Source organism: Vibrio alginolyticus NBRC 15630 = ATCC 17749, assembly GCF_000354175.2.
Lineage (GTDB): Bacteria > Pseudomonadota > Gammaproteobacteria > Enterobacterales > Vibrionaceae > Vibrio > Vibrio alginolyticus.
On sequence record NC_022349.1, the window covers coordinates 1,922,794 to 1,946,115 of the forward strand.

The window sequence follows — 23,322 nt, forward strand, 5'->3', positions numbered from 1 at the left end:
AGCGAGATAAGTATACGATGAAATTATGAGATTAATGATAGGTTTATAATTTTTCGATTCGAAGTGTGAACAGACGAACAAATAACCAATGTCTAGTTATTTTGCCCTTTTGAACGACCAATCTCTTCTTCAATTCGATCGTAAGTTTCTTTATTGCTCAGCGTTTCAGAAACGTGCTCAGCGGTTTGCTTGGTTTGCTCCCACTTTGCTTCGTAAGTTTCTGGCTCGAAGCTGATAAATCTTGGTAATACCACATAACCGATCACACCTAAGATAACCAGCACAACTACAAACTCTATTGCACTAAGACCCGATGATTTACGCATATGAATTATTCCGAGATTAATCAAAATAAAGAGATAAAGGCCAGCCAAAACGACTGACCTTTACAGAATAATCTAGCACTTGTCGCTAGCAATTACAGTTTTGGCAGCCTTATCTGCTGTTGTACCTGTTGCTTCAATGTAACCAACGTAACAACCTACATTTTCCTTAGTACCTGTTGGGTCATATACCCAATCACTATCCGCTTTTTTACCTTTAAATGTATATGCTTTATTGTTGTTTACAGTAATTTCATCCCAATCATCAGACAAACCTGTTACAGCAGTTTTTAAGCCTTCAAACGTTGGATAACCAAAAGTTATTTTAATTCCTTCTACTTCAGGCTTATCATCTTCATCAGCTTTACTAGCGTCGATAGTCTCTTTACCTTCTACTGCAGCCTTACCATACGCAATACCGGACGCACCATCAATGGCACCTTTCAAACCTTGCAATGAAGCTTTGCGAGCATCATCTTGCAGGTTAAGGAAACGTGGTGCTGCAGTGACCGCTAGAATACCTAGGATTACAATTACCACTACCAATTCGATAAGGGTGAAACCACCTTGTCTTTTCATTGTTTACTCTCTCTATGTAAGCATGCAGTACAACTGCAAAGTTTTGTTTAGGTCACGCGACCATTTTGGATATTGTCAAAACGGTTTGGGGCAGCAACGTTCACTAAAACTGACCGTGAAGTGGATACTGTATCTACCGCTTGAGCAGAATGACGATTCGCCATTATTCAGTTCATGCTGCAATGAGAAAAACACATTATTGTTTACCCACTATTACAGCCTGTTACTTATGGTAATGATTGCATTATACCGACTTTCATTACCAATTATAGTGATTAGGTGTCAAAAAATTCACTCTGCCGACATTTCGACGTCTATTTTCAGTTGATTAGCAGTTAAGATAACTACAATCGACTGACCATTTTCATAAGTGTAGTGACAGACATAACGATCAGTTTTGATGGCTCCACTGATATCTATTAACTTGTTGGTCATTATTTTACGTTGGGGGTAATGCACCGCTAGCCAATAACCACAATCTAATACACCTTGCTGAGTAAAGGGAGACACTAACCCGTCCTCAGTCATAGTAAGGTTAAAACCATCCATCAGCATATGCTCTGGCTCGCCTTGTACTAGCCAAGCTTGACGATAACGCTGAACACTATCTTGCATCCAAACTCTCGCCAACTTAGCCCCAGTTACTTGTGCTTGCTCGGTCACAGGACGTAATTTGACCGCCAAACCCACCGCCATAATCGTAGCAATAACCCCAAACACAATAAGCGTTGCTCGGCTTTGATTTTCAACCACCTATTAGCCGCCTTTGATGATGTCGAGCATTCCCCACATTGGTAAGAAGATACCCAATGCCAGCACCATGACCATGCCTGCGACAATCACCAAAAGTAATGGTTCTATTCTTGCGGTCAGCGTTTTTAGATCGTAATCGACTTCTCGATCGTAAAAGTCCGACACCTCCAGCAGCAACTCATCAATACGACCAGTTTCTTCACCTACTGCAATCATCTGAATCACCAATGGGGTAAATATTTTACTGTTGATGGCCGTCACTGAAATGGTGCTACCCGCTTCAATTGCGGACTTCATCTCAAGAATTCGGTTTTCTAAAAAACGGTTCCCTAATGCTTCCCCGGCCAAAGCCAAAGACTGGTTAAGTGGCACACCTGATTTCAGCATCAACGAAAAGGTTCTGGCAAAACGAGAAAGCTGCGCACGATTAACGATATCGCCTACAATTGGCAGCCGAAGCCGAAACTTATCGAACTTCTCCCGACCATCAGCCGTCGCCACCCACGCTCTGAATACAGTAAACGCGCCAATCATTGCCACAACCAGCAACACCCAATAATTAACAAAGAAATTAGAAGTCGCGATCAAAATACGCGTCGGCAATGGTAGCTCAACCCCAAAGCGCGTGAACATCGATGCAAACTCAGGGATCACCAAGATATTCAATACAAACATGGCGATGGTGATAAAGATAATGACAAACGTCGGATAACGCATCGCCGCTTTAATGCGTTTGCGAGTCTCAAGTTCCTGTTCGTAGTAATTCGCCAGTTGCAATAGCGCTTGGTCAAGCCGACCCGTATTCTCACCGACGTTGATCATAGAAACGAACAGTGGGCTGAATACTTTGCTGTGTTGCTGCATCGCAGAAGACAAACCTCGGCCATTACTCAGTTCAGAAACGACATCTTCTAGCGCCTCTTTGAGCTGTTTGTTTTCGCAATTTTGCAACAAGCCACGCATAGAGCGCAGCAAAGGTACGCCAGCTTTAGTCAAACTAAACAACTGGCGAGAGAAAAGAATAATTACTTCCAACGGAATAGCAGGCACAAACAGCTTAGATAAGCTCACTTGGCTTTTTGCCGACTCTTTCTCTAAACGTACATTGAGCGGGATGACCCCTTTATTCATCAAAGCTTCCGCCGCAGCTTCTGAGTTCACTGCTTCGATTTTGCCGTTAGTGGATGAGCCGTCTAGCGTGCGGCCTTGATAACGAAAAGTTGGCATTCACTTACCTATATGAAAATGGGATCAGTCTTACCAGAAGCATCACCCTCACCTAGGGTCATCACTTCATCCAAACTGACGGTGCCTTGTAGCGCCAGTTCCATTGCAGAAGCAAGCAGTGGCTTATAGTTTTCTGAGCGGCGCGCGGCTTGCGCAAAGCCAACCGCATCATTGGCGCGCAATTTATCCATCATCTCTTGCTCAAGTTCGAGCATTTCAAACACACCGATTCGGCCTCGATAACCAGTCAAGTTACAGTTTTGGCAACCTGCGCCTTTATAAAAAATGGTGCTAACTTGATTTGGGAAACGCCCAGCTAACCACTGCTGGCGAGACTCATCTAAGTGATCTTCTGTTTTACAATCTGGGCAAACTCGGCGCACAAGACGCTGCGCCACCACGGCTCTGACCGCACTAGCAACCAAGTAACCCGGCGCCCCCATATCGATCATACGTAACGCACTGTCGACAGCATCGTTGGTGTGAAGAGTGCTCAATACTAAGTGACCCGTTAGTGCAGCTCGCAGACCAATTTCTACCGTCTCTTGATCACGCATCTCACCAACAAGAATGATGTCTGGGTCTTGACGTAAAAAGGTTCTAAGGACACGCGAGAAAGTTAGATCGATCTTACTGTTAACCTGTACCTGAGTGATGCGAGGCAGACGATATTCAACCGGGTCCTCTGCTGTAATGATCTTTTTCCCAGGTTCGTTGAGCTCACTCAATGCGCCGTAAAGCGTGGTGGTTTTACCGGAACCTGTCGGCCCGGTAACCAAAATCATGCCATGCGGACGCGCCAACTGTCGACGTAAGCGAGCAAGCAAGTCTGGCGGCAAGCCCGACTCTTCTAACGGACGCAAACCAGCGGACTGGTTAAGCAGACGCATTACTACAGATTCTCCGTACTGCGTTGGTAACGTCGACATACGAATATCAATTGATTGGCCACGAACTTTGATATTGAATCGGCCATCTTGTGGCAAGCGCTTTTCAGAAATATCTAGGTGTGCCATCAACTTCAGTCGAAGAACCAAAGCCGATGCAATATTCACTTCATTTAAGAGCGTTTCATGCAATACGCCATCAATACGCTGGCGCAAACGCAATACTTGATCGTCTGGCTCAATATGAATATCCGAAGCTCCAACCTGTACCGCATCTTCAAACATGGAATTAACCAGCTTTACAACGGTAACCTCTTCACTATCGGCTTCATCAACACCGTAATCAAAGCTTTGTACATCTTTATGCTCTTCATGCAGCTGTTCAGCAAAGGAGGCTATCTCTTTAGTACGGCGGTAATAACGGTCAAAGCTTGAAATAAGCTGACGCTCCGAAGCCACAATGAACTCAAGGTTGTATTGACCTAACAAGTTCATCAATGATTCTTGAATGAACAAGTCCGCAGGGTCGCTCATAGCAACGCGCAGGGTGTCCCCATTTCGAGCAACGACCATCGCACGTAAGCGACGAGCGTGTACCTCAGGTAAAATCTGCACGGCTTCGGCATCCACAGGTGCACGACCAAGATCGATCAGTGGCAAACCAAGCTGCTGAGACAAGAAGTCCAACATTTGCTTTTCAGTAATAAAGCCAAGGTCAATTAACGCATCCCCTAACTTCTGCCCGGTACTACGTTGTGCGTTTAGTGCTTGCTGGATTTGTTCTTCAGAGACGATACCTTCCTCAACCAGAAGATCGCCCAAGCGTTTTCTCAACTGAATTTTCATTGTGCGCTCTCCAACTCTTTCAAGATGCTCAAACGGTCACGGATAAATGCTTGCGATTGATTCGAAATGCCAACTTTACTCAGAGCTTGGTTGTAAGAGTTAATCGCGGCAGTAAAAGCCAGGGCGCGCTCTTGTTGAATAGCCAAACCTAACCACCAGCGCGCGTTTTCCGGCTCACGCTGAGTTAGGAGTTGATAGCTCTCAAGCGCAATGTCATTTTGCTTGTGTTTTTGTGCCAATGCCGCACGCATCGCCAAGTAATCTCGACTTGGTACTGGAGGCAAATGAACAAGCGGGCTCAGCGCCGCTTCAGGTTGATTAGCTTTCACTAACAACTTAGACAAGGCCAAGCGGAGTACTTGGTTGTTCGTATCTAGGTTGATGCCTTCTTGAATAATCTCATATGCTTTACGCGTGTCACCTTTACCAAAGTACAACGCTGATAACTTTTGACGCGTGTCTGCATTCATTGGCTCATAACGCAACGCCTCGGCATAAGCCGATAACGCCGTTTGCATATCGTTAGCATCGAGTGCCTTTTCCGCTCGACTAACTGCCTTAAGAGAAAGCTGACGATGTGTAAGCTCAACCTGCTCAATACGCATTGAGCTGTTTTCTGATGTCGTGTGGGTTACGGGATCGTATTGCTCCTCGCTCGGCATCGTTGCTAACTGCGCGAGTAAAACTGCCTCTTCAGAGGCGGTATTTATCTCAGATCTTGGCGTGAACCTATCAGTCTCTTGCATGTGAGGCTGTTGCGCTACCGGCTGTGTGGCTGGTTTGGTGTAAACCACTTGAGTTGTATCGGGCGTCATTTTACTCGTTGGCGAGTGAGTGCGCTCCGATGAAACAATTGGTGAGACATTCACAGACGACAGTGGCATAGCGTCGGTTTGAAACTGTGATAGCTCGCCTGAAGGAACAGGACCGCGAGAGACCGCCCAGCTACCAACCGCAAGGCTTAACGAAAAACCGGCGACAAGCCAAAGCCAAGGTTTACTGCGTGAGACACTTGGAATCTCCGCACGAGTAAGCTCTGACGGCGATGTTTTTTCAGCAAGTTCTGATAATGCTTTATTGATGGCACTCAAGGTTGACTCCATCCCCAAAATACGGGTGTTTTAAACTTAGGTTTACGGGCATCAAACGTATCGTGCATAGCGGCGTAAACGTGATGATTTTTCAATAGTGTGCAACGCTCATTAAATGCAGCAAGCAACGACTTGTGGCTAATTTGGTTTATCAAGCGCGGAATCCCCATGGATGAACGCCAAATCGCTTTTTTCTGTTCAATAGAAAAAATGTGTGCCCCATTACCTGCTTTATCTAAACGATTATTGATGTAAGCCACGCCTTCATCGATAGAGAGAGGACGTAACTGGCAGCTAAACGTAATGCGTTGACGAAACTGCCTTAGCTCATGGTTAGCCAATCTTTCATCCAACTCAGGTTGTCCGAATAACACCAATTGAATGAGCTTATCTTGTTCCGTTTCTAGATTGCCAAATAGACGCAATGTTTCTAAAGCTTGTGGGGAAAGAGCTTGCGCTTCATCAACGATCAAGACGGTTTTCTTTCCCAAGGCATGTACTTGAATCAAGTGCTCTTGAATGAGGGAAACGATACGCAGCGGATCATCGTTCTCGATACCCAACTCTCTGGCGACAGCAAACTGCAACTGTTCCCCATTCAACACTGGATTGGGTAAGTAAATAAGCTCAACTTCAGATTCAATCTGCTCGATCAGCTTACGGCATACCATGGTTTTTCCAGTGCCGACTTCTCCCGTCACCTTAATCACCCCTTCTCCTATTTGCACGGCAGCTAGGATGGTTTGGATCGCCTCATAGTGAGGGACTAACCCCAAGAACATTTCTGTATTTGGGGTTAACGAAAAAGGCTGAACTCGGAATCCAAAGTGTGACAAGTACATACTCGAATCACAAACCTATTGAAAAACAGAACCTTTCCCAGCGCTTATTGCGCATCTGGGAACCACTCTTGCAGCAGATCACGAGAGCGCTCTAGCTCTTTCTGCCAAGAGTTCACGCCAACTACGGTCGGTTTTAGCAAGATGACCAATTCTGTTTTCTCAGTTACGTTATTCACGTTGCGGAACAAATGCCCCAGTGCTGGTACATCGCCCAAAAATGGGACTTTAGAAACAAGCTCACGATTTTGCTGTTTCATCAACCCGCCGATAACCACAACATCGCCATCTTTAGCACGAATAACCGAGTCTGATTCACGAATAGAGCTTTTCGCTAATGGCAGTTGGATGTTTTGGAAATCTCCGCCCAAGTTCAATTGCTTCACTTCTTCCGTGACTTCAATAACTGCGGGGTGAACATGCAGGAACACATTGCCTTTGTTATCAATTTGCGGAGTCACATCGAGGGAAATACCCGAGAAGAATGGCGTCAGTTCCACTTCAGGAACTGCATTTGAGTTTTCACCGTTGCCTGCATTGCTCGATAGCTCGGTAACAAAGTACTCATCGGTACCCACTTTGATGACAGATTTTTGGTTGTTGGCAGCGGTAATACGAGGGCTCGAAAGGACGTTCAAGTCACCTTGCGTAGACATGAAGCTCAACACTGCATTGAAGTTACCATCCGAAATAGTCACGTTAGTTTGACCGCCCAATAGCGTGCCAATCGCATCCAATGGTGGTAATGTCGACGCAGGGCGGTTGACTACGATACTACCCGAGTTACCAATTGACGCCGATAAGTTTGACCAGTTGATGCCTTGTTGGTAGCCATCATTCAACGTCACTTCTAGGATTTTAGCTTCAAGAATGACCTGGCGCTGCATGCGCTCCTGCGATACACCTAAGAACTCGCGTACTTCGCGAATATCATCTGGAAATGCTCGAACCGTAATAACTCCCGCTTGTGGCGTTACAACCACACTTTGCCCTTTGCCTGAACCAATTAGATTCGCAACAGCTTGCTGCAGCATCGGCCAGAAGTCACTTTCAGTGATGGTTTCGATGCGTGTACCACCCGTAGATGTGGTCGAGCTATCGTTGTTGTTTCCATTGTTAGAGTCTGACGAGTCAGAACTGTCTGAGCTACCACCAGAATTAGACGTACCAGCCGAGGTTACAGAGCCCGTAACAATACTGGTTAATGAGCGACCAGAACGCTTGAACTGTAGGTAATCGACTGGAATGGTCACAGTACGCATACCTGCTGGGTAGATTTGAATAACTTTGCCAGACTTCACCACGTCATAGCCATACATATTCTGTACGACATTCAGAACTTCATCCAATGTCACATCTGACAAGTTGACAGTGATATTACCTTGTACCGATGGGTGAATCGCCACGCTGTACTCTGTGCCTTTCACCAACGAGGCGAAAAAGCTTCTTGCATCGACCGCATTCGCTTGAATACGAAAACGCTTCGAGGTGCCTTGCTCTGATGCAACGTTCGAGTCTAAATTTGGCATCAAGTCTGCCTCAACAGAAGAAGGGATTTCTTCCAATGTGCGGCTGTTCGCTTGATTGATTGATTCATTGAGCGCTTCTTTAACTTCCACTGGATTCCGATGACCCATTGAACATCCCATTAAAGAAGCAATCGTTATTCCTACAACTAATTTGCGCATATCTGATCGGGCTCTGGTTATTATTGTTTTACGTTTAAATCAAAAAGCTCTAGGTCCCACTGACGGTTACCACGCTTTAAAGTTACAAATTCACTATTAATGCTCGCGACGCGATAACCTTTAAATAGCTCGCCTTTTTCGACAAGTTTGTTATCCATAATCGCGATACAATCAGTACTTGGCTTACACACAATACTGTTGAGCTTAGGCAGTCGGTACCGTTTAACTTTTGGTTTCGCTGACGTTTCAACCGCTGGTTTTTCCCAACCAAGTGGGGCCGTTGGGTCTTGGTTTGCCCAAGCGGTTCCTGCCGCTGCCATAACAAGCAATGAGATGATGAGTTTGTTAACCACCAATAAACTCCTCTCTAGATCCTAGTGTGTAGACTTCTAACACAAGCTTCGCTTTCGGGTACTCTTCGACTTTATAACTAAAGCTGCGCCAGTAATAACTCGCAGGAAGGCTCTCCAATTTATTCAGATAATTAGCAATAGAAAAATAGTCACCAGTCAGTTCCATACGAACAGGATGCACGTAGTAACCAGAGTATTGCGATGCTTCTTTATCTTCCGTTATTGGCTCAGATGGCAAGGTTTGCAGAGACAAAAGGTGAATGCCACTTTGCTGCTCCAACACATTTTCAAGCAGCTCAGCCATTTGCGAAGGTGTAATAAGATGCTCGATGATCTCCGCTAATTGCATCGAAAGATGCTGACTCTCAGCTAACAGATTAGATATCGCGCGATCAATCTCAGCATTTGGATCTTTCTTAAGTTGCGCCTGAATACGTAGCGTATCGATTTCAATCTTTTGATTGGCTTGCTTTAAATTACTTAGTTGCCTCTCATTACTGATGATCTCGTTAAGCTTTGGCTCCAATACCAGCGTAAAGAGCAACATGATCACGACAACTAAACCGCACAATGCGGTGAGCACTTTTTCACGCGTACTCATTTCGCCAAAGCGCCCTTCTAATGAGAGCCAGAATTCGTTCATTTCTCTTTATCCTCGCGCGTTTTTAGTTCAAACGTCACAATATCCTTATCATTTCGACCTATTTTGACGTCGTCAAACGTTCGACCAACCAAGCTAATTTCGTTTTTAAATTGGCTAACCCAATTTGGCACTGAGCTCGGTTTTTTCGCTAGCCCCTTCAGGTCTAAGGTATGGGTATTGATTCGAATTTCGGACAAAGAAATTTCTTGGTTTCCTAACTTCGCTAATGATTGCATCACGCCAGAGTAACCCGTGCGTTGCGAGTCATCGTATTTCCCGACAGCTTTAAGCGAGTCTCGCTTCGCCTTGACTTCACGCTCTAAGCGGGCTTTAGCTGCCAGCTTATTATTGTCAGGTTGATGTTTACGTAGCTTGACTTGATAACGTTCAAGCTCTGACTTCATGATATCGCCTTTACTTTTTACAATAGCAATCTCATCTTCCAAACCGCTGCTCTGCCAAGTGACATAACCGTAAGAAAATAGAATTGCAGCCGCCGCAACGCCCCAAGATAACGCGATATTTTTTAGCGTCAGGAGCTCTTTTTTCGGCTTTAAGTAGTCGGGATATAAGTTGACGCGTCGAGTATTTGAAGTAGCCGCAGTGTCAGCCAAAACATGTCCTGATAGCTCATGTTCTGGTGGTAATAACGGTGAAACCTTAGTACTTAAACGGTAGTTCAGAGCCTGAACAAGCTCGCTCTCATCCTCTTCATCACAGCACACTTTCAATTGATGTAATTGCACGTGGCGTAACTGAGATGAAAGATAGTCAATCGAACGTTGCAGTTCTAACGACAGACTGTCCATCTGTAAATCGCTAGACGGAACCCCCGTTAACGGTGGCGTCACACTGCGAATAGAGCGGTGGAACGCAATAGTATTTTCGACAAAAGCGCTTATACGGAAATGACCACGCACACTGCGTTGTAATAATAGGAAGTTTCCTAGTTCACCCGCAGTCTCTCCCCAAATATCGTCTTCAGGAAGAATGGCTTCTAATGGTAACTGGGCTCGGCTGGCCAGTAACACAATCTTATCCAATATTTTTCGCGATAAGACGTATGCTTGCACTTTGGTTGAATTCGGTAACTCGACCGCATCGGCAATAATGTCGATAGCACGCTCAGAGATCAGTTCTTTCAACAAAAACGGTAATGCGGCTGGCCATTCTTGACGCGGCATGACCGGTTTGTCGATTTGGTACATCTGGTAATAGTTATGAGAAAGAATAACCGTTAATGAATCATACGCACTCGCTGCAACGCTCAATGCTTGCTCAACGGCTTTTTCCCAATTGGACTCAGAAATATCAAATTGGTATGGACGACTACTTTTGATTGAAGATGATAAATAAACGGCGTCTGGCTGAATAACCAAAAAGCAGGAGCGATCACCACTAGATGATCGCTTAAGCTTGTCGAATAGTGCTTTGAAATCCATGATTATTATCTTTATTTTTTCCGCCAGCGATTTCGTCTTCCCAATTTAACTTGGGATTCTGATTGAGAATTCGGCAACGCTTGGGGACGAGGAAGAAACTGCTGCTCCGCAGAAAAGTAACGCCCTTGCCCACCATAAACCCCGAGCTCAATTAATGTGTTGAGCTCGTTCTGATTCTCAATTCCCACTGCTATAATTTTAGTTTTACTGTTTGCCGCCGCACCTAGCATACTGCGGACAAATAGCTGGTTTTCATGTCGTTGGTCGATTTTTGCTACTAAACTGCGATGAAGTTTAAGGTAACGAATGTCCACTTCTTTTAAATAGTGAGTGCTGACGATGGTACGCCCAGCCTGCCCAACCATTAAGTGGCACCCTAAACCGGCCAGCATTTTAGCGACTGGTCGCATAAAGTCTAAGTGTCTTACAAATTGTGCTTCAACAAACTCAAAACTGAGACACTTTCTCTGCTCACGTGACAACTGTAAGAGTTCATCACGAAACCATTTAAAGTACTCTCGGTTAGAAAATGGCGTTACATTCAAATTGAGCGCATACGATCTTGAGTTATCAAAATTATCCTTAAACTCTCTTAAGAATTTATTAATAACTGACTTATCCATTTGCGCTTCATAACCAACCTGTCTGATCGCAGAAATGAACCGAGACGCTTTAACAATCCCATTCTCAGGATCGCGAATCCGACATGTTAACTCTTCATATAATGATTTTTTATGCGTCGCGTCACTTATTGGATGCACAGATTGTGCGTAGAGTATCACACTTTCTGGTGTAAGTGCTGTGTCAAATAACGTTCTCCATCTCACACTTCCGCGAGCTTCTTCATCGTGGTTCCATTTTTTGAAGCGACTCCAATTATTGTTATTTTGTAGTTGCGCACTACGCAAAGCAGTCTCGGCTTCATCAATGATTTGGCTGTGTCGCTCACCTTCTTTATAAGTGGTGATGCCAATATGGCACCAGTTGTCTGGATCAAGTGGCTCTGGCGGCATTAACTTTTCTAACTGGCGAATGCATTGCGAGGCAAGGTTAGCCACATCTTTCGCACTTTGGTGCGGTAGAAAAAGCGCAAAATCAGCATCGTAATAACGGGAAAATACAACATCTGGGTATCGTTGAACTAAATTGGACAATAAACTCCCAACTTCAACAATAAACTCATCCGTAATTTGCTTATCTTGCTCTTCTTCAACCAGTTTCCAGTCTTGAATACGAACTAGCAACACGGCGCCGCGAGCCCCGCTTTCTAGTAACGCCGATTCCAACTTGCTATCAAATAACACTCGGTTAGCGGTACCGGTTAGCTTATCAAGGAAGGTTTGAGTTCGAATAAAGGTATCAAATCGGCTTCGCTCTTGACGCGCATCTTGTAACTCTTCGATTAATACATCGAGCGCTTCACTGGCGGTGTAAGGCCATTCTTTTTTGTCACCTTTGGCATACTGCTCCACCCTACCAGCCAGGATCATTCTGCCTCGCTCTTCGAGCATTTCGGAGCCTTCTAATTGCTCCTTAAGCCATGCCACGCCGCGCATTAAGCAGAAGATGATCAATATAACGGCAAGCGTGATCGACCAAAGCGCCTGCATTGAGTAGCTGTAACCTAAGTAAGGGGGAATTGCTTTAAAGTGAATCGTGTAATCTTGATTGTGAGTCAGCTGATACTCTGCCTCAAACAAGACTGACGCTTCCATTTGATGAGAAGTATCTTTGAAGCGATAAACAACGGCGTTGTTGGTCGACAACGTCATTTCGACAATATTGGAAGCCTGCAGCATTTTCGGCATCCAGCGCTGCATAGAATAAGCGGCGTCAGGATCTTCCATCTCCTTGTCGACCACCTCTACGATCCCTTCTAAATAATGGGTGAGATATTCCTGCCCAAGACGTTTAAAAGAGAGGGTGCCACCGACAAACAAGATAAACATGGCGCAGATAACGATCATGGTGACAAAGGCCACCAGCCGTGTGCTTAACTTAAGAGTTGGGGTATACCTCATGAATACCAAATTCCTTTTTTATTCATCATATACCTTATTGAAATATTTATACTTGATAAGAGTTCATCAAACAATCGGATTAGTCTGATAGTGAGAGGCTGGAGCATAAAGAAAATCACACTCATTGATAAGTTTTATTGTTACGCCTAACCTTGCCAAGAGAAGCCTGTGAAATCATTAGATTGCGACAATAAAAAGGCCGCGATATTCGCGGCCTTTTCGATTCAAGCATAAGCAGAATTTAGAACGGGATATCGTCGTCAAAATCCATTGGTGGCTCATTGTACTGCTGCTGTGGTTGCTGCGGAGCCTGTTGTTGTGGTTGCTGTTGCTGAGGCGCATTGTACTGCTGCTGAGCTGGCTGTTGAGGCTGACCCCATCCACCTTGCTGCTGCTGTTGACCGCCCATAGGTGCGCCGCCACCTTGAGCACGACCGCCAAGCATTTGCATCACACCATTGAAGCCTTGAACAACGACTTCAGTTGAGTAGCGATCTTGACCACTTTGATCTTGCCATTTGCGAGTTTGCAGTTGCCCTTCAATGTAAACTTGAGAGCCTTTACGCAAATACTCACCTGCTACTTCCGCAAGTTTGCCGAACAACACAACACGGTGCCATTCCGTTTTTTCGCGCTGTTCGCCAGTCGCTTTATCACGCCATGAATCAGAAGTCGCAATAGTAATGTTTGCTACTGCACCGCCATTCGGCATGTAACGAATTTCAGGGTCGTTACCTAGATTCCCCACCAAAATAACTTTGTTAATTCCACGGCTGGCCATGATGTGCTCCGTTTCACTCTGGATATATAAAATTTTAGCGCATTAGAATAGCACGCTTTAATGTTTTGATTAAAGTCTAATACCATTGTGATCTATTGAGTCATCCTCTAGAACCCAAATCGTATTTCAACTTACGTGTGTAGCATTTTTGATTCGCGTTGCAGACATCGTTTCGTGAAGCTTTGAATTCGAACGCATTTATTCAGTAAAGCGATGGTTATGGCCTCTCTTTAATGCCAGTTTATGGCTTCTATTGAACCCAGGGAGATTGGAACACGTGAGAAAGTCGGCTTACGCAAGAAAGCTATTTCTGATCAGTATGGAAGATAATGCGCAAAAAAAAGTGGCGGCACTCGAAAAGTACGTTGATATGAGCATCCCGGTGATTTCAACCGCAGCACTCATGGAAGCCAAGCCACAACACCGTAATAAAATTCTACTGATCGACTTCAGTGAACATAAATCACTTGTTCAATCGATCAAAAACTTGCCTCTTGTATGGAAAAACTTTGAAACCGTTGTCTTCAACGTGCCTAAAAGACTAACCACAGATGAACTTCTTTCATTTGGTCAATTAAAAGGTGTGTTTTATTCTGAAGATACGCTAGAGCAAATTGGAGAAGGGTTAAAAGGCATTGTTAACGGTCAAAACTGGCTGCCGCGTAATGTAACCAGTCAACTTTTACACTATTACCGCAATGTCATTAATACTCATACTGCACCAGCTACGGTAGACCTAACCATTCGTGAGCTACAAGTACTGCGTTGCCTACAAGCTGGCGCCTCGAACAGTCAGATGGCCGAGGAGTTATTCGTCAGTGAATTCACCATCAAATCGCACTTGTATCAGATATTCAAAAAGCTATCCGTAAAGAACCGAGTACAGGCAATCGCCTGGGCAGACCAAAACTTAATGTCATGATGCAATGTGATCGGCTCTGATAACTGAAATGACGAGTCGCTCATCTTTTTTCCGCACCGAGTCTCACATTTTTTCCTACTTTATTCATGATTCATTGATACCTCTCGTGTTAAAGTTATGCGCAGATTCTTGATAAAAACGAGATAGGATATTCCCCCAATGATAAAAAAATGTCTGTTCCCTGCTGCAGGCTATGGCACACGCTTCCTACCGGCAACGAAATCTATGCCAAAGGAGATGATGCCAGTCGTGAACAAACCGCTTATTGAATACGGTGTCGAAGAAGCAATCCAAGCTGGTATGAACGGCATGTGTATTGTGACAGGTCGTGGCAAGCACTCGATCATGGACCACTTTGATAAGAACTACGAACTGGAACATCAGATTAGCGGTACCAACAAAGAAGAGCTGTTGGTAGATATCCGTGAAATCATTGAATCTGCAAACTTCACTTATATACGTCAACGCGAAATGAAAGGCTTGGGCCACGCGATTCTAACTGGACGAGAATTGGTAGGCGATGAGCCATTTGCTGTTGTTCTTGCTGATGACCTTTGTGTGAACGAGCAAGAGGGCGTACTGGCTCAGATGGTGGCACTATTTAAGCAGTTCCGCTGTTCTATCGTTGCAGTGCAAGAAGTACCAGCCGAAGAAACGCACAAATACGGCGTTATCTCTGGTGAAATGATCAAAGACGACATCTATCGCGTAGACGACATGGTAGAAAAACCAGAGAAAGGCACGGCGCCTAGCAACCTTGCTATCATTGGCCGCTACATCCTGACTCCCGATATTTTTGAACTGATTGAAAACACTGAACCTGGTAAAGGTGGTGAAATTCAAATCACTGACGCGCTGCTAAAACAAGCAAAAGCGGGCTGTGTATTGGCTTACAAATTCAAGGGCAAACGCTTTGACTGTGGTAGCGTTGAAGGTTACATCGAAGCAACTAACTATTGTTTTGAAAACCTGTATCTAAAAGATGAAAAAACCTCTGAGCTAGGTAAGCACGCAACACAAAAAGCAGTATAAAGCATCGTCGTAGTACGAAATTACTGTATCGAAAGCCCAGCACAACGCTGGGCTTTTTACTTTACTGTTTTTTTATCCAGTAATTTTCTTTGCACATTTCTCACACTATGTAATACTTGCCCCACTTGGTTATACATAGAGCAAAAACGATGGATAAAATAGAAGTTCGCGGTGCCCGAACCCATAACCTTAAAGACATTAATCTTACAATCCCTCGCGATAAACTGATTGTCATTACTGGACTAAGTGGCTCCGGTAAATCCTCTCTCGCTTTCGATACATTGTATGCAGAAGGCCAACGACGCTACGTAGAGTCTCTCTCTGCCTACGCTCGTCAGTTTTTGTCTCTGATGGAAAAACCCGATGTCGACCACATTGAAGGGTTATCACCCGCGATTTCTATTGAACAGAAGTCTACTTCTCATAACCCGCGTTCAACCGTCGGTACAATTACCGAAGTCTACGACTACTTACGTCTATTGTATGCTCGTGTGGGCGAACCCCGCTGTCCAACGCATCATGCTCCTCTTGCTGCGCAAACCATCAGCCAAATGGTGGACAAAGTCCTAGAGATGCCGGAAGGCAGCAAAATGATGCTATTGGCACCTATTGTCAAAGAACGTAAAGGTGAGCATGTTAAAACGCTTGAGAACTTAGCGGCTCAAGGCTTTATTCGTGCGCGTATTGATGGAGAAACTTGCGATCTTTCCGATCCTCCAACCCTTGAACTACATAAAAAGCACACCATTGAAGTTGTGGTAGACCGCTTTAAAGTTCGTCCAGACTTACAACAGCGCTTGGCCGAATCTTTCGAGACAACACTCGAATTATCAGGCGGAATTGCAGTTGTCGCGCCAATGGATGGCGACGGTGAAGAGATTATTTTCTCCGCCAACTTCGCTTGTCCACAATGTGGTTACAGCATGCAAGAGTTAGAGCCGCGACTTTTCTCATTCAACAACCCTGCTGGAGCATGTGGCACTTGTGATGGCTTGGGTGTTCAACAATACTTCGATCCAAGCCGAGTCATTCAAGATGATTCATTAAGCTTGGCACAAGGTGCGATTCGCGGTTGGGATCAAAAGAACTACTACTACTTCCAAATGCTCACCTCATTGGCCGATCATTATGGTTTTGACCTCCATGCCCCTTTTAATTCTCTGCCAAAGAAAACGCAAGATGTCATTCTAAAGGGCTCAGGTCGTACTGAGATTGAGTTTAAATACATCAACGATCGTGGCGATATTCGCGTTAAGCGCCATCCATTCGAAGGTATTCTGAATACCCTAGAACGTCGCTATCGTGATACAGAATCCAACTCTGTCCGTGAAGAGCTCGCGAAATACATCTCCACTAAATCTTGTTCAAGCTGTGGCGGTACTCGTCTACGCCTTGAAGCACGTAACGTGTTTATTGCTGATACGACACTACCTGAGATTGTTGAACTCAGCATTGCTGATGCATTGGAATTCTTCCATTCCTTGAAACTGGAAGGTCAACGCGCCCAAATCGCTGAAAAAGTGATGAAGGAAATCAACGACCGCCTGCAATTCTTAGTTAACGTCGGTTTGAACTACCTAAACTTATCACGCAGTGCGGAAACCTTATCAGGCGGTGAAGCTCAACGTATTCGTTTAGCAAGCCAAATTGGTGCAGGTCTTGTTGGTGTGATGTATGTTCTGGACGAACCGTCGATTGGTCTCCACCAGCGTGATAATGAACGCTTATTAAAAACGCTCACTCACTTGCGCGATTTAGGTAATACCGTACTTGTGGTAGAACACGATGAAGATGCGATTCGCTGTGCAGATCATGTCATAGATATTGGTCCTGGTGCTGGCGTACATGGTGGTAATGTTGTTGCGGAAGGCACCATGGAAGAGATAGTCGCGAATCCGAATTCTCTGACAGGTCAGTACTTAAGTGGTGTTAAAGAAATCGCAGTACCGAAAGATCGCACGCCGCGAGATCCGAAAAAAACGGTTGAGCTATTAGGCGCAACAGGTAATAACCTTAAAAACGTTAACCTTTCAATTCCTGTTGGGTTATTCAGCTGTATTACAGGGGTATCTGGCTCAGGTAAATCAACGCTGATTAATGATACTTTCTTTAAAATTGCGCATACCCAACTTAACGGAGCGACAACGGCTCAGCCTTCGCCTTATAAATCGATTAAAGGTCTAGAGCACTTCGATAAAGTCATCGATATCGATCAAAGCCCAATTGGCCGTACACCTCGCTCTAACCCTGCAACCTACACGGGGATCTTTACCCCAATCCGTGAACTGTTTGCAGGCACACAGGAGTCGCGTTCTCGCGGTTACAAGCCGGGCCGTTTTAGTTTTAACGTACGCGGTGGTCGTTGTGAGGCCTGTCAGGGTGACGGTGTTATCAAAGTAGAAATGCATTTCCTACCAGATGTTTATGTGCCATGTGATGTGTGTAAAGGTAAACGCTACAACCGTGAAACGCTCGAAGTACGTTACAAAGGTAAAACTATTGATGAAGTGCTAGAAATGACGGTCGAAGATGCACGCACCTTCTTCGATCCAGTTCCTGCCATCGCTCGCAAACTACAAACACTGATGGATGTGGGTTTGTCGTACATACGATTGGGTCAAGCGGCAACAACACTCTCCGGTGGTGAAGCACAGCGTGTGAAACTGGCGCGAGAGCTATCCAAACGTGATACAGGAAAAACCTTGTACATTTTGGATGAACCAACAACCGGCCTTCACTTCCATGATATCCAGCAGTTGCTCACTGTACTGCACAGACTTCGCGACCACGGAAATACTGTCGTGGTGATCGAGCATAACCTGGACGTCATTAAGACTGCGGACTGGATTATCGATCTTGGTCCTGAAGGGGGTCAGGGTGGCGGCGAGATAATCGCTCAAGGCACTCCGGAAGATGTGTCGCAAATCGAGGGTTCGCACACAGCTCACTTCCTCAAGCCTATGTTGAAGTAGAAAAAACAGGTAAAGTATCGAGACCAGCAAGTGCTGGTCTTTTTTCATTCAAAACAACGCAATAACTATGGCTACTATACATGTAAGTGGAACAAAGCTTTCTCCCGAAAAAGTACAGGTTCCCCTCAATCGCAAGTTTCTCATTGCCTTGGCAACACTATTTGTGTTGGCAATGCACTTTTTCATGCCCAACCCCGGCGGTTCGGGGCTTTCGCTTTCGTTCAATGCGACAACTTGGATTGCTTTTAGCTTTGCATTAGGCATTGGGTGTTACCAACTTGCGAATAATCGAGTACTACGTTACTCAAAACTAACCATCGGCTTGTTCATTAGTGCTCTTATCATGACGGTGCCCATTCTGTACCCAAATGCGAATAGCAGTTTGGCTGCCAATAAGCTCATTGGCCTGTGGTGTGGTGTCCTGTTCTTTATTGTCTTACAACAATTTCATTTCAGTAATAAACATCGCCAACGCCTATTATGGTTCATTGTCCTTGCGGTTGTTATCGAAGCCATTTTTGGTTTGACACAATATCTGTATCTCAAACCAGGCAATCCGTTTGGTTACGACACGGTGGCCAATCGTCCTTATGGTATTTTCCAACAGCCCAATGTAATGGCCAGCTTTCTTGCGACAGGGTTGGTGATTGCCAGCTATTTACTTGCACGTCAGCCCTACAAATACGATCGTAAGTTAAGCGATGTTTACCTTCTCTATGCCGTACCAGTTTTAACTTTACCACTAATTGTGGCGTTGGCTTCACGCACTGGTTGGTTAGCCTCGGTCATCGCCGTGTTGTTGGTCATTCCATACATGTACCGCTTTGCAACCAAAGGGCGCTTTATCCGCTGGGTTGTGTCACTTGTAAGTGGGCTCTTACTCTCAGTCGTTGTCATGCATCTTGCCTTTCCTGATGGAGGTGGGTTAGCCGCAGAAAAAGTAAATATGGAGTCTCCTCGAGCGTATACTTTTCCGCAAACATTAGACATGGTGATTGAAAAGCCTTTTACTGGTTATGGATATGGCAAGTTTGAATCTGAGTACATGCTGTATACGGCTCGTCAACATGCCCTAAATGAGAATTACCCAGCTGGTTTGCCAGCCATGGATCATCCGCATAACGAGCTACTTTACTGGGGAGTAGAAGGTGGCTTACTGCCAATACTCGGCATCTTCTTAGCGATGGCACTGGTACTGTATCGAATCTATCAAGCCAAACGCGGAACTCGTCTTGCGTTGCTGGCCTTGTTTATACCTATCGTATTGCACTCACAACTGGAATACCCTTTCTACCACTCTCTCGTGCATTGGTTGATCTTCGTTATCCTACTGTACTGGGTCGATCAGCGCGTCTCTCGTTATCGACAAGTCGGCTTTAGTAATGTGACCAAAAGCTTGCTGCGTGTTTTTAGTTTGGTACTTCCCGTTGCGTTTACGTTTTATATGGTAAGCGCATTACATACGAACTATGTATTGACGAAGTTTGAGACCACTAGACCAACTAACCCTGATATTCTGAATCAAGTCAGTAACCCTGTGGTTTGGAAAGACAGGTTTGATTGGGATGTCTATAGCACGTTTTTAAACCTTGGGCTGTACCAACAAGACGCAACCTTGATTCAGCCTTATATCGATTGGTCGCTAAAAATCATCAAAGATAAGCCTCGTCCTGCATTTTATAATAATTTGATTTTGGCCTACCAAGGCTTAGATGACTCAAGTAAAGCGGAGCAAATTAGAGCTGAAGCGCAGTTTTTGTTCCCGAAGATTGATTTCAGTGACGTCAATTACCAACCACCTTCTCAAGCAATCTCTGCCTCACCAGTCCCCACTTCAGGAGCTGAGTAATAAATACCAAAAAGCGAAGGGATGACCTTCGCTTTTCTTTATCTCATTACTGTATGATTTTATTCAGTGAGTGACTCTTCTAACGCTTTTAAGCACAGCGCAACGTTTTCAGATCGAGCGCCGTAACCCATTAAGCCAATACGCCACGCTTTACCAGCTAATGCCCCAAGGCCTGCACCAATTTCTAGGTTATAGGTTTCTAGCAAGTGAGCACGAACTTTTGCTTCATCAATTCCTTCAGGCACGTAAATCGCATTTAATTGTGGCAACCGATGGGCTTCGTCCACAACAAATTCAAAGCCTAACTTTTGTAAGCCATTTTTGAGTTTTTCATGCATCAGTTGGTGACGAGCCCAAGCGTTTTCTAATCCTTCATTTTTCAGTATCAATAAAGCTTCATGAAGCGCATACAAGCTATTAACTGGCGCCGTATGATGGTAACTACGCTTGCCTTCTCCACTCCAATACCCCAAAACTAAACTCTGATCGAGGAACCAACTCTGTACTGGTGTTGTTCTTGCTTGAATCTTTTCAATCGCGGCAGGAGAAAACGTCACTGGTGAGAGCCCAGGTACACATGACAAACATTTTTGACTACCAGAGTAAACCGCATCCAGTTGCCATTCATCCACTTTTAACGGCACACCACCAAGTGACGTCACCGCATCAACAATAGATAATGCATTATGCTGTTTCGCCAGCTTACCCAATGCTTGAGCATCACTGACTGCACCAGTTGAGGTTTCCGCATGCACAAAAGCAAGAATTTTTGTATCTGGGTGCTGTTCGAGTGCTTGCTCGACTTTATCAATGGAAACAGGCGTCCCCCATTCATCATCGACGATAACAACTTCACCACCAGCACGGACGACATTTTCGCGCATGCGTTCACCAAATACACCATTACGGCAGACGATCACTTTATCGCCTTTCTCGATCAAGTTTACAAAGCAGGTTTCCATCCCTGCACTACCTGGCGCTGAAACCGCAATCGTGAACTCATTGTCAGTTTGAAAGGCATACTTCAATAGCTGCTTGAGCTCATCCATCATACCGATAAACAGAGGATCAAGGTGACCTACAGTAGGACGGCTTAGTGCTTGTAACACTTGAGGATAAATATCAGAAGGACCAGGTCCCATTAAAATACGGTGAGGCGGAATAAAGCTTTGGATCGACATGTCAGCTCCTTGATTATCTTTTATCCTGAGCATTCTAAAAGTTCTATTCAATAACATGGCTCAGGTGTAGGGTTCTTCACCCTAATAGATTTTTCCTCTATCAGCAATTAGCCGTAAGTATGGAGGTCAAACCAGTGTCACAAAATCGTTAATAAAAAACACCATAAAGGTTGAAATATTGATTGACATTAAGGCCTCAAAACCGTTCAATGTTTGAGCTTTATGTAGAAGAGGAGCGCTACCCAGGTAGATGATTTGTGGAACCGCAATTCCAACACCAATCATTGAGGGGGAGTAGTGCCGAGGTAAGTCAAAGTTGCAGGATTTGACTTGTCGGTTGAATTGGGCTGAATCCCATCAACTGTCATCAGCGCAGTCTGATGAAGGGCTTCTGAGGGTAAATTTTTCAAATAGCATTCTAAATACCTCTCTTTTTGCTCTGTTCCTTTTCTCACTAAACATTGGATGTACAATTTTTTAGGAAGCCGTGGGAGAACGCAGTGAGCGCATTTAACGTAGCTAAATTCGGTGGAACCAGTGTTGCCAACTTTGAGGCAATGAGTCGTTGCGCCACCATTATCGAAAACAATCCAAATACTCGCCTGGTCGTGAGCAGCGCTTGCTCTGGCGTCACCAACCTATTGGTAGAACTCGCCAACGGTGTTCAGGATCAAACGCACCGTACTGAGCTGCTGCAAAATCTGGCCAACATTCATGACGCCATTTTAACTCAGCTCGAAGACAGCACGAAAACTGCTGCCGAGGTGTATGGCATATTAGATACCGTAACCAGCCTGGCCGAGGCTGCATCTATCCAAGCTAGTGCGAAGTTAACCGATCATTTAGTCGCATGTGGCGAACTCATGTCGACGCATATTCTAACTCAGTTAATGTGTGAGCGAGGCATTCAAGCTGTGCGCTTTGATATCCGCGATGTGCTGCGTACTGATGACAACTTTGGTCGCGCAGAGCCAAACATTGAAGCAATTTCGACGCTTGCGCAAGATAAACTCGTACCACTTTGCCAACAATCCGTTGTTGTTACTCAAGGCTTCATAGGATCTGACGAAGCCGGTAATACAACAACACTAGGTCGAGGAGGCAGCGATTACAGCGCCGCCTTAATTGCTGAGAGCGTCAAAGCGGCAGGGTTAGAAATCTGGACTGATGTTCCGGGCATCTACACAACAGACCCGCGAATTGCGCCAAAAGCCTCACCAATTCCTGAGATCAGCTTTAGTGAAGCTTCAGAAATGGCTAACTTTGGCGCTAAAATCCTTCACCCTTCTACGCTAGTACCTGCATTGCGCCACGACATTCCGGTATTTGTGGGGTCATCGAAAGAGCCTGAAAAAGGGGGAACTTGGATTCGCCACCAAGTCGAAAGCTCACCGTTATTCCGTGCGCTAGCTTTGCGTTGTAACCAAACCATGGTAACGCTACGCAGCGCCAATATGTTCCACGCATACGGTTTCTTAGCAAAGGTCTTTGAGATCCTTGCAAAGCATAAGATCTCTGTCGATTTGATCACGACATCTGAAATCAGTGTATCGTTAACACTTGATCAAACTGATACATCTGGCGGAGCACCACAGCTGCCGCAAGCTGCACGAGAAGAGTTAGAAGAGTTATGTAAGGTAGAAGTTGAACATGACCTATGCCTCGTTGCTCTCATTGGTAACAACATGAGTGAGAGTAAAGGCTACGCGAAACAGGTTTTTGGCACGCTAGAAGATTTTAACCTACGCATGATTTGTTATGGCGCTAGCCCTCACAACTTATGCTTCTTGCTCCATGAGTCGGTATCGAAACAAGCCATACAAAAACTCCACACGGAGTTGTTTGAGAAGTAAGTTCAACTCAATAAAACAAAGGGCTGCGTATCTGCAGCCC

The 23,322-nt window shown here is 45.0% G+C and carries 19 protein-coding genes and 1 riboswitch; of the genes, 5 read left to right on the top strand and 14 right to left on the bottom strand.

Annotated features, from left to right (window positions below; translation table 11 throughout):
- Positions 1–92: 92 nt before the first annotated feature.
- The 13 genes from N646_RS08775 to N646_RS08835 all read right to left on the bottom strand — a co-directional run bounded on the left by N646_RS08775 (position 93) and on the right by N646_RS08835 (position 13,473).
- Positions 93–326: a hypothetical protein gene (locus N646_RS08775; RefSeq protein ID WP_017821316.1), complete on the bottom strand. Its 234-nt coding sequence runs from the start codon at positions 324–326 to the stop codon at positions 93–95.
- A 72-nt stretch (positions 327–398) separates the two neighbouring features.
- On the bottom strand, positions 399–902 hold the full coding sequence (locus N646_RS08780; RefSeq protein ID WP_017821317.1) for a type II secretion system protein: 504 nt from the start codon (positions 900–902) through the stop codon (positions 399–401).
- Between the two features lie 291 nt (positions 903–1,193).
- On the bottom strand, positions 1,194–1,655 hold the full coding sequence (locus N646_RS08785) for a hypothetical protein (protein WP_017821318.1): 462 nt from the start codon (positions 1,653–1,655) through the stop codon (positions 1,194–1,196).
- A 3-nt stretch (positions 1,656–1,658) separates the two neighbouring features.
- Positions 1,659–2,882, bottom strand: coding sequence for a type II secretion system F family protein (locus tag N646_RS08790; RefSeq protein WP_005381186.1), 1,224 nt, complete (start codon positions 2,880–2,882; stop codon positions 1,659–1,661).
- A gap of 8 nt (positions 2,883–2,890) precedes the next feature.
- On the bottom strand, positions 2,891–4,615 hold the full coding sequence (locus tag N646_RS08795; protein WP_017821319.1) for a GspE/PulE family protein: 1,725 nt from the start codon (positions 4,613–4,615) through the stop codon (positions 2,891–2,893).
- Complete coding sequence (locus tag N646_RS08800; protein WP_017821320.1) at positions 4,612–5,706, bottom strand: tetratricopeptide repeat protein; 1,095 nt, start codon at positions 5,704–5,706, stop codon at positions 4,612–4,614. Before N646_RS08800 ends, N646_RS08795 begins: the two co-directional genes overlap by 4 nt.
- The gene (locus N646_RS08805) at positions 5,703–6,548 is read right to left on the bottom strand and encodes an ExeA family protein (protein ID WP_017821321.1); all 846 of its coding nucleotides are present in this window, start codon (positions 6,546–6,548) and stop codon (positions 5,703–5,705) included. The genes N646_RS08800 and N646_RS08805 overlap by 4 nt, the downstream gene beginning before the upstream one ends.
- A gap of 44 nt (positions 6,549–6,592) precedes the next feature.
- The gene (gene mshL / locus N646_RS08810; protein ID WP_005388471.1) at positions 6,593–8,233 is read right to left on the bottom strand and encodes a pilus (MSHA type) biogenesis protein MshL; all 1,641 of its coding nucleotides are present in this window, start codon (positions 8,231–8,233) and stop codon (positions 6,593–6,595) included.
- A 20-nt stretch (positions 8,234–8,253) separates the two neighbouring features.
- Complete coding sequence (locus tag N646_RS08815) at positions 8,254–8,586, bottom strand: hypothetical protein (protein WP_005381196.1); 333 nt, start codon at positions 8,584–8,586, stop codon at positions 8,254–8,256.
- On the bottom strand, positions 8,579–9,229 hold the full coding sequence (gspM, locus tag N646_RS08820; protein WP_005381197.1) for a type II secretion system protein GspM: 651 nt from the start codon (positions 9,227–9,229) through the stop codon (positions 8,579–8,581). The genes N646_RS08815 and gspM overlap by 8 nt, the downstream gene beginning before the upstream one ends.
- A complete protein-coding gene (locus N646_RS08825) occupies positions 9,226–10,671 on the bottom strand; it encodes a hypothetical protein (RefSeq protein WP_005387799.1) in 1,446 nt (481 codons plus the stop codon). The genes gspM and N646_RS08825 overlap by 4 nt, the downstream gene beginning before the upstream one ends.
- An 11-nt stretch (positions 10,672–10,682) precedes the next feature.
- A complete protein-coding gene (csrD, locus tag N646_RS08830) occupies positions 10,683–12,692 on the bottom strand; it encodes an RNase E specificity factor CsrD (protein ID WP_005381201.1) in 2,010 nt (669 codons plus the stop codon).
- Between the two features lie 241 nt (positions 12,693–12,933).
- Positions 12,934–13,473 carry a single-stranded DNA-binding protein gene (locus N646_RS08835; RefSeq protein WP_005387798.1) on the bottom strand — a complete coding sequence of 180 codons (540 nt, stop codon included), beginning with the start codon at positions 13,471–13,473 and terminating at the stop codon, positions 12,934–12,936.
- A 277-nt stretch (positions 13,474–13,750) separates the two neighbouring features.
- Between N646_RS08835 and N646_RS08840 the strand changes: the two genes are divergently transcribed.
- The 4 genes from N646_RS08840 (at position 13,751) to N646_RS08855 (ending at position 20,248) form a co-directional block, all read left to right on the top strand.
- Positions 13,751–14,395, top strand: coding sequence for a LuxR C-terminal-related transcriptional regulator (locus N646_RS08840; RefSeq protein WP_005381237.1), 645 nt, complete (start codon positions 13,751–13,753; stop codon positions 14,393–14,395).
- Between the two features lie 159 nt (positions 14,396–14,554).
- Positions 14,555–15,427 carry a UTP--glucose-1-phosphate uridylyltransferase GalU gene (gene galU / locus N646_RS08845; protein WP_005381239.1) on the top strand — a complete coding sequence of 291 codons (873 nt, stop codon included), beginning with the start codon at positions 14,555–14,557 and terminating at the stop codon, positions 15,425–15,427.
- Between the two features lie 149 nt (positions 15,428–15,576).
- A complete protein-coding gene (uvrA, locus tag N646_RS08850; protein ID WP_005381241.1) occupies positions 15,577–18,399 on the top strand; it encodes an excinuclease ABC subunit UvrA in 2,823 nt (940 codons plus the stop codon).
- A 67-nt stretch (positions 18,400–18,466) separates the two neighbouring features.
- Positions 18,467–20,248: a PglL family O-oligosaccharyltransferase gene (locus N646_RS08855; RefSeq protein WP_021707781.1), complete on the top strand. Its 1,782-nt coding sequence runs from the start codon at positions 18,467–18,469 to the stop codon at positions 20,246–20,248.
- Between the two features lie 59 nt (positions 20,249–20,307).
- On the opposite strand, the gene N646_RS08860 is transcribed toward N646_RS08855, so the two are convergent.
- Positions 20,308–21,429, bottom strand: coding sequence for a pyridoxal-phosphate-dependent aminotransferase family protein (locus N646_RS08860; protein ID WP_017821323.1), 1,122 nt, complete (start codon positions 21,427–21,429; stop codon positions 20,308–20,310).
- Positions 21,430–21,649: 220 nt separating this feature from the next.
- Positions 21,650–21,828, top strand: a riboswitch (Lysine riboswitch).
- A 101-nt stretch (positions 21,829–21,929) separates the two neighbouring features.
- On the opposite strand from N646_RS08860, the gene lysC reads away from it, so the two are divergent.
- Positions 21,930–23,282 (top strand): lysine-sensitive aspartokinase 3, encoded by a 1,353-nt coding sequence (lysC, locus tag N646_RS08870; RefSeq protein ID WP_017821324.1) that lies wholly within the window; start codon positions 21,930–21,932, stop codon positions 23,280–23,282.
- The last annotated feature ends 40 nt before the right edge of the window (positions 23,283–23,322 follow it).